The organism is Pseudomonas sp. L13 (genome assembly GCF_009935965.1).
GTDB lineage: Bacteria > Pseudomonadota > Gammaproteobacteria > Pseudomonadales > Pseudomonadaceae > Aquipseudomonas > Aquipseudomonas lactis.
The window spans coordinates 115,605-128,570 of the sequence record NZ_QODJ01000003.1 but is presented as its reverse complement, the minus strand read 5'-3'; the positions used below and the strand labels follow the sequence as shown (position 1 = coordinate 128,570).

11 protein-coding genes and 2 pseudogenes are annotated in these 12,966 nt (G+C 54.6%); 6 read left to right on the top strand and 7 right to left on the bottom strand.

What is annotated here, in order from left to right:
• Positions 1 to 925 precede the first annotated feature (925 nt).
• Positions 926 to 1,141, top strand: a pseudogene (locus DK871_RS03445) (IS66 family transposase); the annotation flags it as partial.
• Positions 1,142 to 1,313: 172 nt separating this feature from the next.
• Here DK871_RS03445 and DK871_RS03440 read toward each other — a convergent pair.
• The 6 genes from DK871_RS03440 to DK871_RS03415 all read right to left on the bottom strand — a co-directional run bounded on the left by DK871_RS03440 (position 1,314) and on the right by DK871_RS03415 (position 7,231).
• Complete coding sequence (locus DK871_RS03440; protein ID WP_161903980.1) at positions 1,314 to 2,243, bottom strand: glyoxylate/hydroxypyruvate reductase A; 930 nt, start codon at positions 2,241 to 2,243, stop codon at positions 1,314 to 1,316.
• On the bottom strand, positions 2,240 to 3,055 hold the full coding sequence (locus tag DK871_RS03435; RefSeq protein ID WP_161903979.1) for an ABC transporter permease: 816 nt from the start codon (positions 3,053 to 3,055) through the stop codon (positions 2,240 to 2,242). The genes DK871_RS03440 and DK871_RS03435 overlap by 4 nt, the downstream gene beginning before the upstream one ends.
• A gap of 1 nt (position 3,056) precedes the next feature.
• Positions 3,057 to 3,902 carry an ABC transporter permease gene (locus DK871_RS03430; protein WP_161903978.1) on the bottom strand — a complete coding sequence of 282 codons (846 nt, stop codon included), beginning with the start codon at positions 3,900 to 3,902 and terminating at the stop codon, positions 3,057 to 3,059.
• A complete protein-coding gene (locus DK871_RS03425) occupies positions 3,902 to 5,014 on the bottom strand; it encodes an ABC transporter substrate-binding protein (RefSeq protein WP_161903977.1) in 1,113 nt (370 codons plus the stop codon). Before DK871_RS03425 ends, DK871_RS03430 begins: the two co-directional genes overlap by 1 nt.
• Positions 5,015 to 5,053: 39 nt before the next feature.
• On the bottom strand, positions 5,054 to 6,136 hold the full coding sequence (locus DK871_RS03420; protein WP_161903976.1) for an ABC transporter ATP-binding protein: 1,083 nt from the start codon (positions 6,134 to 6,136) through the stop codon (positions 5,054 to 5,056).
• Between the two features lie 195 nt (positions 6,137 to 6,331).
• Entirely contained in the window at positions 6,332 to 7,231 is a 900-nt protein-coding gene (locus tag DK871_RS03415) for a LysR substrate-binding domain-containing protein (protein WP_161903975.1), read from the bottom strand.
• 91 nt (positions 7,232 to 7,322) lie between these two features.
• Here DK871_RS03415 and DK871_RS03410 point away from each other — a divergent pair, with 91 nt between their 5' ends.
• The 5 genes from DK871_RS03410 to DK871_RS03390 are packed head-to-tail and all read left to right on the top strand — an operon-like array spanning position 7,323 to position 12,089.
• Positions 7,323 to 8,201, top strand: coding sequence for a phytanoyl-CoA dioxygenase family protein (locus DK871_RS03410; protein ID WP_161903974.1), 879 nt, complete (start codon positions 7,323 to 7,325; stop codon positions 8,199 to 8,201).
• Positions 8,201 to 9,046, top strand: a complete 846-nt coding sequence (locus tag DK871_RS03405) for a sugar phosphate isomerase/epimerase (RefSeq protein WP_161903973.1) — start codon at positions 8,201 to 8,203, stop codon at positions 9,044 to 9,046. The genes DK871_RS03410 and DK871_RS03405 overlap by 1 nt, the downstream gene beginning before the upstream one ends.
• A gap of 15 nt (positions 9,047 to 9,061) precedes the next feature.
• Positions 9,062 to 10,105: an isopenicillin N synthase family oxygenase gene (locus tag DK871_RS03400; RefSeq protein WP_161903972.1), complete on the top strand. Its 1,044-nt coding sequence runs from the start codon at positions 9,062 to 9,064 to the stop codon at positions 10,103 to 10,105.
• A gap of 13 nt (positions 10,106 to 10,118) precedes the next feature.
• Positions 10,119 to 10,874: a class II aldolase/adducin family protein gene (locus DK871_RS03395; RefSeq protein WP_161903971.1), complete on the top strand. Its 756-nt coding sequence runs from the start codon at positions 10,119 to 10,121 to the stop codon at positions 10,872 to 10,874.
• A 48-nt stretch (positions 10,875 to 10,922) separates the two neighbouring features.
• A complete protein-coding gene (locus tag DK871_RS03390) occupies positions 10,923 to 12,089 on the top strand; it encodes an alpha-hydroxy acid oxidase (RefSeq protein ID WP_161903970.1) in 1,167 nt (388 codons plus the stop codon).
• A gap of 244 nt (positions 12,090 to 12,333) precedes the next feature.
• Here the strand turns inward: DK871_RS03390 and DK871_RS03385 are convergent.
• A pseudogene (locus DK871_RS03385) lies at positions 12,334 to 12,728 on the bottom strand (helix-turn-helix domain-containing protein); the annotation flags it as partial.
• Positions 12,729 to 12,966: the final 238 nt, after the last annotated feature.

Below are 12,966 nucleotides of genomic sequence, written 5' to 3'. Positions count from 1 at the left end.
ACGGATCTGTGCGGGGGGCGGCAGGTAACTGCCGTCCCTACCGCGACCCCTAAATCGCCCTTGGCTTCACGCACTGTTGTAGTACCAACAGAAGCGGTGGTTTTCAAATACTGCGACTGACGATCAAGAAGCGAATGCGTGCGATGCTGCTGGCTATTCGGGATGAGCTGAAGCGCCGACGTCATGAGCCCATACGGGCTCATGGGCAATGGCTTGATCGGGTGGTCAGGGGTTACTTCCATTACCATGCGGTGCCGGGAAACCTGATACGTCTTGGTGGTTTTCGTTCAGCGGTCTGCCGTCTATGGCGGCAAGCCCTCAAACGGCGCAGCCAGCGTAATAGGCTTCAATGGTCACGCTACGGACGCTTTGCCGACCTCTACATACCTAGACTCAGAAATGCACATCCTTACCCTGAGGATCGCTTCGCGCCACATACTTGAGGCAGGAGCCGTATGCGGTAGTTCCGCAAGTACGGATCTGTGCGTGGGGGGGCAACTGCCACCCCTAATGCGACCCTTTGCAGCAACCATTTTGCGCATGATACATGCACTACCTCCGTGTTCGTCGACTAGTGTCGGCGTGCTAGCACAGGTTCGACAAGGCGAACAACGTCTCCATCATCATTGGAGTCCATTCAGTAATGCGGCGCGGCCACTCATGGGCGAGCTGCCAGTGAATACAACGTCCAAGCCTTGCTAGTAAGGGCAATTGTACCCGCGTATTTTGATCTTCTACCCCTAAGTTGGACGTCACCATTGGGGTGTGTCATGGCGGAATACACAGAGCAGGTGAAGCTTTCGGCTGTCAGGGATTAGGGATCATTGCTCTGAGAACGCAGGCCACAGATAGATAGCGCATCGACATAGGGCTGATGTTTTGTCGCCTCGAAAGTTGATCGCGGCATACCAGGCGTTCGGTGCTGTTGAGATTTGCCAAGCGCAGCGAGCAAATGAGCCCTAAGCAGACCAGCTTGCTCTATGACGTGATCGATATCGACATCCCGGCGCTTGAAGCATATCTTCAAGCCTTGCAAACAGTGTTGGCTCCCGCCGAGAAAAATCAAAATCCCAAATGCACTGCTTTAACGGCAAACTTTCCGCGCACGCGGATCCATCACGAACCGGGCAACACTCACAGCTAATGTGGCTGCGCACTCAAGCGTATCGGTGAGGATGTCAGCGAAGCAGCAGTATACGCCTGTATGGAGTTAGTACTATCGGAGTCAATCATTACAGCCGGAATTGTGACGCAAAACCGCAGGGCTTTCCTGGCCATTGTCGCCTCTCGAAACCTTGACAGCATTCCTGCCGTCAGTACCCTCTCTCCAGATCTACTTGATTAAGTAGTGGCCGCCCTTCAGTCAGGCGTACAACGTTGTCCGCCACCTGGTGAACGACGCTCACGTTGGACGCTGCGGAGGCCATATGTGGGGTGATCGTGATGCCAGGGCAGTACCAAAGCGGGCTGTTCTTGGGCAATGGCTCCACCTCGAAGACATCAAGCACCGCACTGTCCAGCTTTCCACTGAGCAGCGCTTCGGCCAGCGCCACGTACTCGATGTGAGCACCTCGACCACAGTTGATAACTGTGGCTTTATTGCTGACTAAACCTAAGGTTTGCTGGTTGAGGATCTGCTGGGTTTCAGAAGTCAGCGGCAGTAGATTGATTACACAATTGAGCCCGTCGAGAAACTTCGCCAACCCGGCACGCCCCGCAAAGCAGCGTACTTCGGGCAAATGCTTCAACTGCCGAGACCAGCCACGGACCGCGTACCCGGCTGCAGCCATATCCACAGCAACTGCGCTGCCTAGCGTACCTAGCCCCATCACGCCGATAGCGTAGTCTCTAGCTAGGACTTGCGGGGGAGTCTTCCACATCCGGGCGCTCTGCTGTTGCATGACCTTGCCGAAGCCTCGATGGTGTTGCAGTACCGCCCATCTCACATATTCAATCATGCCCTGACGCTGATCCGGGTCAACGATTCTACAGACATGGGCACGGCTAGAAACGTGCTCCAAGCCAAGGTGCTCCACCCCTGCACTGACGGAATGGATCAACCGCAGGCTGGGAAACCTTTCTACATAACCTGTGGGCGGATACCAGCAGGCAGCGACTTGAGCCTCGACAGAGCGAGGATCATCTGCGGCTACCGCTAGCAGATCGGGACACAATGCTGAAAAAGCTTCAAGCAACTCATCGACCACCTCGCTATCATTGGAGAGCACCACAACGGTCGTCATTTGTCCGCGCCTCGCTCGTAGCGTGCCTGTACCACGCTCTTTGTCACCAGAATCAAAAAGGTAATCGAGATCAGGATGACCGACAGCGCAGCCACGCTGGGGTTGACGTTATCCCTCAAACCTCCCCAGATCTGCTTGGGCAGCGTTACCACGTCCACGCTGGTGATAAACAGCGTTACGGCCACCTCTTCCCAACTCAGAGCGAAGCTAAGCAGCGCTGTTGCCGCTATACCAAACTTCAAGTTGGGTAGTATGACGTAACCAATGGTTTGCCACAGCGAGGCTCCCAGGTTCCTGGCAGCCATCTCGACCCGCCGATCCAGTTGCCCAAGAGAGACCATCATGGTGATTACGCCGAATGGCAACACCATGATGACGTGGGCAAGTGTTACGCCAAAGATCGAATCATAGCCAAATCCGTTATGGACGGAAGACATCGCCGTCTCCATGTAGTAAAGGATCATGGCAGAGATCACTGGTGGCATGATCATGGGTAGCATGGCAATTCCAATGCCCACGGTCGCCAACTTGGAGCGCATGTACCAAATGCTCAAGCTGAACGCCAGTACGAGTAAGCTCGCCAGTACACACGTCAATAGTCCGATGAGAAGGCTCTGACCAATACTGTGAAGCCATTGCTCATCACTAACCAGGGCCTGATAATGCCTGAGCGACCAGTTGCCGTCCGGCATGGACAGGAAACGCTTGCTGGTAAAGGAAACCGGGATCACCACCGCCAGAGGAAACAGCATGAAGACAATCGTGAGGACTGCCAGGATCTTGGTTTGCCCGGAGCTATTATAACTGCTCACATCATTTTCCCCCACTGAGCACTGAGCCGACCTTGACGTACTTGATCAGTATCCAGGACAAGAATCCCACCACCAGCAGTACTACAATACTCAACGCGGCACCCAAGCCCCAGTTCGAGGTCTGGAACATCTGCAGGAAGATGTATTCAGCGATCATGACCGTCTGGCCACCGCCCAGCAGGACGGGAATGATGAAAAAGCCGACTGCAAACACAAACACCATGATGAAGGCCCCAAGGACACCACTGATGGTCTGTGGAAAGAACACTTGCCAGAACGTACGTAGGCGGCCCGCCCCCAGCCCCCGAGCAGCGAGAACAATGCGCTGATCAACCCTCTGCAGGGCTTGCAGCAAGGGGAAGAATGCAAACGGTATCAGGAAGTGAACGGTCCCGATCATCACGCCCAGCTCGTTTCTGGTTAACTGCAGGGGGCCGTTTATTATGCCGGTCATCATCAATAAATCGTTGAGTGGACCGTTGCTTTTTAAGGCAATCAGCCAGCCAAAGGTGCGCACCAAGACTGAAAGCCAGAACGGCAGGAACACTCCGATCTCCACAAAAAAACGCCACCGTTTATTGCTGAACACCCATGTATACGCCAGTAGATAGCCAAGTACCGTCGCAATTATGCTAACCAGTAGGCAGATCCTGAGGGTTCTAAAGATCACATCGCGGATGTTGGCGTCCACGGCGATGCGAGCGTAGTTGTCCAGCCCGATCTCGGGCATCGACACACTCCACGTGACGACACCCAGAAAGGGGATCAGGTAAAAGGCGACTATTAATAGCGGAACCGGCCAGAACAGCCAGCCAATTCCCTTATTTGCGCGGACTGGTTTGTTCATCAGTTCCCGATCCTGCCTAGGTATTGGTCCAGCGTCGTACCATAGTTATCAACGTACCACTCAATATCGAGCCTGACTTGCTTGGCCAAGTTTTCCGGTGAGCCGCAATCCTTGGCCAGCCACTCGGCCGAGAGCAATTCAGCGCATTGAGGATTGGTGGTGCCGTTACCCATCAACTTTAAAAGCTCCACTTGCTTCTGAGGCGCCAAAGCCGAGTTGATGAATTGCATAGCGGGTGTTCTGTCGATGTCATCATGCTTGAGTACAGACCAGCTACTCGGAGTGATAAAAGCGTTGTCGTAGCTCCATTTGATACGGTCTTCGGAATCTTCGTTGATCAGCAAGGCACGGGTATTCCAGATGGCCCCCACACTGACTTCTCCTTCAACCATCAATTGCTGACTCTCAGCGCCAGAACTCCAGTAAGCCAATACATGGGGGTGCAGTTCGTCGAGCTTGCGCAATGCTCTGGCCACATCCAATGGGTACAGCTTGTCAGCCTTGATACCGTCGGCGATTAAGGCCGCCTCAAGCACGCCGTTCATCCACTTGTAGAGCGTGCGCTTACCTGGAAATTTTTCAATATTGAAAAAGTCAGCCCAAGTGGCTGGCCCCCGTGTACCAAACTTCTCACTGTCCCAGGCAATGACATAGCTGTATTGATAGCCTGCAACGCCATATTTGTTAGCTAGGCCAGACCCCACTAAGTTCTTGTCGACTACCATGTAGTCGATTGGCATCAAAATACCCTCCCGGCCCAATGTTTCCGAGGTGTAAGGCTCCGCGTCTACCAGGTCCCAGCTCGGGTTGCCGCTGGAGGCCTGAGTACGAATAGCGCCCTCAGTTGGACCACTGCCGTCGATTCTGATGTCGATGCCGGTTTCCTTGGTGAAGCTATCGGTAAATGCTTTCTTGTAGGCATTGATCGCGTCGCCACCCCAGTTCACCAGAATCAGAGGGTTGCCTGTTCCCCAGGAAATATTTCCGCGTATCGCCAGTGGAACTGCTGCCAGCACCCCCATGGCTTTTATGAAGCTACGACGATTGATTTCTCCGCGCTGCGCCTTTTCAACCAGAACCTCGATACAGTCACGCTGGTGGTGATTATTCATAAGTTTTTTCCAGACGAAAAATGGCTTGATGAGGGCAGATTAATAAGGCAACACAGTGCCGGCACTGATCGGCCAGCTTACGTAGAGCGAATGCCCTGCCGAGTCGCTTGACAGGACGTTGTGACTGGGAACGGAGATTTGCAGCTCAGTACCGTCCAGCGCCCGCAAGTTCATCAGCGTGGTCGGGCCTTGGTAGACAAGTTCGTGAACGGTGACGTGTAAGGAGTTGAACGACAGATCGTTACGAGGAGCATCGTCAACGATCAAATGCTCTGGGCGAACGGCCAGCACCAGATGATCCTCGGTATAGATCCGGTTGCTTTCAACCCTGAGCCAATGATCGCCGACTTTTTTCGCATAGGCGTTGCCTTCGCGCAACGCGTTGCTGAAGTCGAAGGTGTTGGTCTTGCCGATGAATTCGGCCACGAAGCGGCTTATGGGGCGCTCATAGATATCCCGTGGTGAGCTCGCTTGCTCCAGGCGCCCCTGATTGAAAATGGCGATACGGGTGGACAGCGCAAGTGCCTCGCTTTGATCATGCGTGACAAATACGAAGCTAGTGCCAACCTCGCGGTGAATCCTTTGCAATTCACTCTGAAGCTGCTCGCGCAGGTTTTTATCCAATGCGGAGAGCGGCTCGTCCAATAGCAGAAGCTCGGGTTCGAAGACCAAGGCTCTGGCGATCGCCACGCGCTGTTGCTGGCCACCCGAGAGCTGGGCCGGCTTCTTGCTTTTATGGGCGCCAAGGCCGACGACATCGAGTATTCGAGTGACCTTACGCTGGCGCTCAACAGGCTTCATCCCGCGTAACTTGAGTGGGAAATCGATATTTTCAGCGACGGTCATGTGAGGGAACAGAGCATACCCCTGGAAAACCATCCCGAAATTGCGCTTCTCGGGCGGCACCCGAATCACATCCTGGCCCGCGCGAATCAACTGCCCGGCATCAGGTACGAGAAAGCCTGCCAGGATCATCAAGAAAGTTGTCTTGCCAGACCCAGACGGACCCAAAAGGGTCAGGAACTCCCCTTCCTGGATCTCCAGATGGATGTCATCGAGAGCTACGAAGTTGCCATATCGCTTGCCGATCCCTGTGGCTTGGAGGCTTTGCTTAATGTTCATTCAGGCATCACTACTCACTGGGGCCGCCGTTGGGTAACGCGGGACTAATGACTAGAATTATTGACTAACGAGAGCAAATTTCAATCGAGTATTTTAGGGGTGATAGTATAGTTTTTTTCAATATATGGGGCGTGCAACTACATTTCCTATATAAAGTCATAAATTTTATTAAGCAAGTAATGGGCCAGCTCCCGCTCATCTTAGCCATGCATCGTGCATGCGGCCTTCCAGCCAGTTGATGAACAGGGCAATCATGGGTTCGTCCACTCTATTGGCTTCGCAGACCGTATAGTACGCACCAGGCGCGGGCACGCTGGTGTCAAAAAGGCGCACCAGGCGTCCCTGTTGGAAATAATTGGCGCACACGATGTCGTCACCCACGGCAATGCCCAGTCCGCTGGCCGCCGCCTCGATAGCCAGGTGTGCACCCCACAGATACGTCCCGTCGGCGAAACCTTCGACCCTTACACCCACCGACGCCAGCCAGCGCTTCCAGTTTCCGCCGTCGTCCTCATGCAGCAGCCACTCGCCTCGGAAGTCCGACACCTGCCGAGGGGATTCTCCATCGGAAAAGAACCTGGGATTGCACACCGGGTACATTTCTATGGCAGTGAGCCGTCTGACTGATCGATCCCCCCAGTCGCCATTGCCATAAATGATCGCTACGTCATAGCTGGCACCAGAAATGTTCTGGTGGTCAAGGTTCTGGGGCTTGATATTGAGGCGGATATCTGGGAACTGGCGCCGGAAATCCCGGAGCTCCTTGGCAAGCCAGCACGTTGCCAGCGTGGGTGGACATGTCACGTACAAACGACCTTCCCCGGAAGGAATGCTCAATTTCAGCGTGCTCTCGGCAATCAGGTTCAGCGCCTGCCTGACATTCTGCGAATAGAGCTGCCCGGCCTGGGTCAGCCGCAAGCTTCTCTTATCTCGATGAAAAAGGTGCGTGCCGAGACTCTCTTCAAGCGTCCGTACCTGATGACTCACCGCGCCATGGGTAACGCTCAGCTCGTGAGCTGCTGCACCGATACTGCCTAGCCGCGCGAGCGCTTCGAACGTTCGCAGTGGATTGAGTGGAGGTAACAACCTACGCATAGTCTTGGGCCTTCGTGAGGAAAACTATAATTAATGAAGAAAAAATATCGTTTTTTTTGCGTCTCGTCACGTGCGAGATTGCGGGCATTGGATGGATTTCTTCGTCCAGGCATTGACTTTTATTCAACCGGAGGCCCGCAGATTGAATACTTACCCATCCTATAGTCCTAGCGATCCTTCAGTACTCCAGGCCTTCCAGGCTGATGGCGTGGTGTGTCTGCGCGGCGCCATAGACAGCGTTTGGCTGGAGCGTCTCGAAGGGGCCGTCAGCCACGCATGCGAAAACCCGGGGCCCGACCATTTCAAGTTCGGAGAGCCCGGCCAGGCTGGGTCATTCTTTGGTGATGTGATGCTCTGGCAGCGCCACAAGGTATTCGAGGAATTCGCCTTTCAAGGACCGCTGGCGGATATCGCTGGCACACTGATGAAGTCCAGCAGCGTGACCTTCTATCACGACTTCCTGCTGGTCAAAAGTCCTGAGAGCAACAAGGCGACTCCATGGCACCAGGATCAATCTTACTGGTGTTTCGAGGGCAATCAGGCCCTGACCATCTGGTCCCCGCTCGATCCGGTATCCGTGGCAAACACCCTCGAGTTCGCCAAGGGCTCACACCTGCGATCACCGGTATTCGAAGCCGTGCCCTTCGATAAGGAAAGCACATTCGACGGCACTCGAGATGCCCGCTTGCCCGTTCCGGACATGGACGCCACTCGAGACGAACACACGATTCTGTCCTGGGAACTGCAACCGGGCGACTGCCTGATATTCCATTGTCGGACGCTTCACGCTTCGACAGGTAACCCGCTGCCACATTCGCGGCGCGTGTTGTCCACGTGCTGGGCTGGGGATGACGTGCGGATCATTGATGTGAAAAGCGACCTCGCCCCACCGATCAAAGGTGACGGCCTCAAGCCAGGTGATCATCTCGCTTGCAAGACATTTCCACAAGTACGACCAAAGGTAGCATGATGGAACTCGATATTTTTCGCACGCTTTGGGGCTACCAGGGAGATTGGCGAACCGCCATCCAGGAGTTGCGCGTCAAAGGTTTCGATGGTGTGGAAGCGCGCCTGCCTGCTACACCTGAAGAGCGCTTGAGCGCTGCACGTCTCCTGTCCAGTGAGCAAATACCCTATATTCCCATTCTGTTCACCGCCTATGACGTGCTGCCCGATCAGAACGGCAGCCCCGACCTTCATCTGGAAGACTTGCGCAAGAAACTTGGGTGGGTCGATCAGTTCGATCCACGCTTCATCAACGTATTGGCAGGCAATGATCGTTGGTCACTGCCACAGCAGATCGACTTTTTCGGACGTGCACTGGAGATTGCCCGTGCCAGCGGCCATCTGTGTAGCTTCGAAACCCATAGGTCGCGGTCGCTTTACTCGCCGTGGGTCACATTGGAGGTGGCCAGGCAGGTTCCGCAGCTGTTGTTCACTACCGACATCAGCCACTGGGTCGTGGTGTGCGAGCGCCTGCTGGATCATGCCAGCGATGACTTGAGTGACTTCATCTCCAGGGTCCATCACATACAAGCCAGGGTGGGCTACGATCAGGGGCCGCAAGTTCCGCACCCGGCGGCCCCCGAGTACGCAGCCGCCTTGACCTTCCATCAGAACCACTGGGAACAGGTTTGGGCTTCGCAGCGGGCCCGGGGTTACAGCCGCACGACCCTGACGCCCGAGTTTGGTCCGGACGGCTACCTCCACCACACCCCGTTCAGCAATGAACCAGTCGGTGAGCTTTGGGAAATCAACAGTTGGATGGGTTCAACCGAACGCGCCCACTTCGCTAAATTCATCGGTTCAGAATAGTTTTAGGTGCTAGCTATGAGCTCAAAGAATTTCACCCGCATCCCCGTTGTCGATATCAGTGGTTTGTACAGTGCCAATCTCGCCGACCGCATGAAGGTCGCCGCTGAGCTTGGTGAGGCGGCTCGCAATGTCGGCTTCCTGTACATCAAGGGGCACGACATCGCTCCGACGCTCATCCAGAACTTGCGTGATGCCGCCAAAGACTTCTTCGCGCAGGACATGGCGAGCAAGATGGAATACTACATCGGCACCTCGAAGACCCACAAAGGGTATGTGCCGGAAGGCGAAGAAGTCTATTCCAAGAACGCTAGGCCAGACCACAAGGAAGCGTTTGACGTTGGCTTTCCAGCCCCGGACAATCACCCGCTAGTGCAGGCTGGCACCCCGCTAATAGGCAGCAACGACTGGCCAACGCTGGCGGGCTTCAAGCCACGCGTGAGCGACTATTACCAAGCTGTATTCGCCTTGGGCTCCAAATTGTTTACTGGATTCGCGCTGGCGCTGGGGTTGCCGGAAGATCATTTCGCGCAGTTCGTAACCTGCCCACCGTCTAAACTGCGCCTCATACATTATCCGTTCGATAGTCAGGCCCACGATGCCCCCGGTATCGGCGCGCACACCGACTACGAATGTTTCACCATCCTGCTGGCGGATCAACCCGGTCTGGAGGTCATGAACGATAACGGTGATTGGATTGATGCCCCTCCCGTGGACGATGCCTTCGTGGTGAATATTGGCGACATGCTCGAAGTGATGACTGCTGGTGCATTCGTCGCCACGGCGCACCGGGTTCGCAAGGTTGCGCAAGAACGCTACTCTTTCCCGCTGTTCTACGCGTGCGATTATCACACCCAGATCACTCCCCTGCGACAGTTTGCGAAGGATGCCAGCAGTGCAGCCAGGTATGACACTCTGGCGATCGGAGAGCACATGTGGTCGCAAGCGCTGCAGACCTATCAGTACCTGGTAAAAAAGGTCGCGCAAGGTACCCTGACATTGCCGGATCGCTCACGCAAACCCTCCAGTTTCGGCCACCTCAAAAACCAAGCGGCAGAGTAGGCAGGGGCGATTAATGGCTAATACTGATGCTTATGATGACCCCGAGTGGGATGCTCGCTGTGAGCTCGCAGCCTTGTACCGGCTGATGGCTCACTTCAGGATGACCGACCTGATCGACACCCATATCAGCTTACGCGTGCCTGGTTCCGCCGACCACTTCCTGATCAATAAGTACGGAGTGCTGTTCGAACACATGCGGGCATCGGATCTGGTGGTGATCGACTATGACGGCGTGCCCGTAACTCCGGGGATCAACCCGGCCGACATCAATCAGGCAGGTTTTATCATTCACTCCGCCATTCACGGAGCGCGGCATGACCTCCACTGTGTCGTGCACACCCACACCGCGGCGGGCATGGCGGTATCTTCACAGGAAGACGGTTTGCTTCCCATCAGCCAGCATGCCCTGAAATTCTACGGAAAACTGGCCTATCACCAGTACGAGGGTATTGCGCTGCACGAAAGCGAGAGAGACCGATTGGTCAGCGACCTCGGCCCACACAAGGCTATGATCCTCAGAAATCATGGCCTGTTGACCGCAGGAAGCGACTGCGCTGAGGCATTTCATGAAGTTTATTTCCTGGAGCGCGCGTGTCAGGCACAAGTTCTCGCTATGGGCGGGGGGGCGAAGCTGTCGTTCCCTTGTGAAGAGGTCCGTCGCTTGACCGCCGCTCAATTTGCTGACGACAGCTCAGCAGAAATCATCCAGCGAACGTGGAGTGCGGCTAAGCAACTGATTTTGAGTCAGCAGCGCAGCTACTGCTCTTGAGGCGTATTTGTTCTCCAAGTGTCCAAGTTAATTGAATAAGGGGGCTGCATGTACAACGCTTTGAATTTTCACGATCTGCGCCGTGCGGCAAGATCTAGGCTGCCCTCAAGTATTTTCGAATATATCGACCGAGGTACTGAGGATGAGAACAGCCTGCGGGACACCCATCAGTCATTAGCTTGTTTGAAAATAACCCCTCATGTGTTGACGGCAGGAAGTATCCGGGACACCACCACGACTCTGTTTGGAAAGCGTTACTCCGCGCCTATTGTCGTGGCGCCGACCGCTTGTGCCGGCCTGGTATGGCACAAAGGTGAGATCGCCTTGGCACAGGCAGCTCAGGCCAGTGGGATACCCTTCTGCGCGGCTACGGAGGCTATGACATCCATCGATGACATTGTCCGGGGCACATCATCTGAGCACATCTGGTTCCAGCTGTATGTCTGGGAAAATGAACAACTGTCCCATGAACTGATCAGGCGCGTGCAAGCGTTGGGGGTCCAAACACTAGTCGTCACCATAGACACCCCGGTTGCCCCCAACCGTGAGTACAACACCCGAAACGGAATGGGTATGCCCTTCAAAATATCTCCGAAACTGATTGCTGATGTCGCGACCCATCCGAGCTGGCTATTGAACGTACTGGTTAAATATCTGATGGATGCGGGTGTTCCGCGTTTTGCCAACTACCCGGATGAATATCGTACTACGCTCATCAGAGGTGGGAAGTCGCCTGAGGTGCATCATAACTCCAACCTAAGTTGGGATTTGATAAAAACGATTCGTGACTTGTGGAAGGGGCAACTGGTGCTCAAAGGAATACTGCATCCAGACGACGCATTGAAAGCCGTCGAGCATGGGGTGGACGGTATCATAGTGTCCAATCACGGTTCGAGAAACCTAGACAGTGCCATCTCCCCCATAGATGCGCTTGATGCATTGTGTGCCGCTGTCAAGGGGCAGATGACCATCATCATGGACAGTGGCATACGACGCGGTAGTGATATCTTCAAGGCTCTGGCACTCGGTGCAGATGCGGTGATGATAGGCAGAGGCTTTCTCTATGGTACAGCCCTAGGTGGTAAGTCGGGTGCCGAGCATACTTACAGCCTCTATCTGGATGAACTGAAAATCACTATGGCAAGCGCTGGATGCGCCACGCTGGGCGATATACGCCAAGCGGAAATCAGCCGAGTTGGGGCGAGGGAGAGCTGATCGCGGTTTAAGCATGAGTTCGCTCAAAGTTCTCCATTCATGGAGCTGGGGTAATGAGTCGAGTTTATTGGAGGCGGCCCGCTCGCCCACTATTGAAGTGGAGTACTGATGTCAACTCTGTAGCCACAAGGAGTGTTCCTAAAGAGCGAACTTGAAGCCATTGAGATACTCCTCCTGTAGGAGGGACGTGTTTCCTGATCGCGCCTGTTGAGTCTGTGTGATGTGCACGAAATGCTGGCCAGCCGTCGTTGGCGGCCCATATACGCTGGACGCTGGCCGGTGAGATACCGGCAACTCGTGCCATGCTTCGACAGCTCCAGCGAGGCTGGCCTATAGGCGGTTGAGTGACTTGCTCAAGGGGCTGTTCCAACGCTTCAGCCGGTAGGGGTGGCTTGCGACCTCGTCCGGGCAGATCCATCAAGCCTTGTAGACACAGCTCTTGAAAACGCTTGCACCAGCGGGTGACTGAAACAACGGAGAGACCGATCAACTGGGCGATCTCGTTACGAGAACAACCTCGTGCGGCTGGCAAAATCACCCGCACCGACGACCGTCACGCTGACTGATCATGGTTGATCTTATGCGCCGACTCACTGCAATTTGTTCGTCTTCACCTAGCACGATGTACTGAGAGTTCATTTAATCACTCCAAGCACTTGCTGACCACAGAAGCATAGCTCAGCTTAGAGCTTTATTTCAGAGGCAGCATACTAGAGGTGACTTTAAATATGCCCGTGTTTATTTTCCCGTTACATCACTTGCCACTCGCTGAGGAGCACGGGCTGGGTCACTACTTAGATGTCATGAGCAGTATCATCAATAATGGGCGTTATTGACTAAATAGATATTAGCCCTTGTTTAGCCTGTAAAGAGCTTT

Bases quoted from the DNA above. Each gene is read 5' to 3' on its own strand.
- DK871_RS03415 (WP_161903975.1), bottom strand. From the start codon at position 7,231: ATGCGTAGGTTGTTACCTCCACTCAATCCACTGCGAACGTTCGAAGCG.
- DK871_RS03425 (WP_161903977.1), bottom strand. From the start codon at position 5,014: ATGAATAATCACCACCAGCGTGACTGTATCGAGGTTCTGGTTGAAAAG.
- DK871_RS03430 (WP_161903978.1), bottom strand. From the start codon at position 3,902: ATGAACAAACCAGTCCGCGCAAATAAGGGAATTGGCTGGCTGTTCTGG.
- DK871_RS03410 (WP_161903974.1), top strand. From the start codon at position 7,323: ATGGATTTCTTCGTCCAGGCATTGACTTTTATTCAACCGGAGGCCCGC.
- DK871_RS03390 (WP_161903970.1), top strand. From the start codon at position 10,923: ATGTACAACGCTTTGAATTTTCACGATCTGCGCCGTGCGGCAAGATCT.
- DK871_RS03420 (WP_161903976.1), bottom strand. From the start codon at position 6,136: ATGAACATTAAGCAAAGCCTCCAAGCCACAGGGATCGGCAAGCGATAT.
- DK871_RS03440 (WP_161903980.1), bottom strand. From the start codon at position 2,243: ATGACGACCGTTGTGGTGCTCTCCAATGATAGCGAGGTGGTCGATGAG.
- DK871_RS03400 (WP_161903972.1), top strand. From the start codon at position 9,062: ATGAGCTCAAAGAATTTCACCCGCATCCCCGTTGTCGATATCAGTGGT.
- DK871_RS03395 (WP_161903971.1), top strand. From the start codon at position 10,119: ATGGCTAATACTGATGCTTATGATGACCCCGAGTGGGATGCTCGCTGT.
- DK871_RS03405 (WP_161903973.1), top strand. From the start codon at position 8,201: ATGGAACTCGATATTTTTCGCACGCTTTGGGGCTACCAGGGAGATTGG.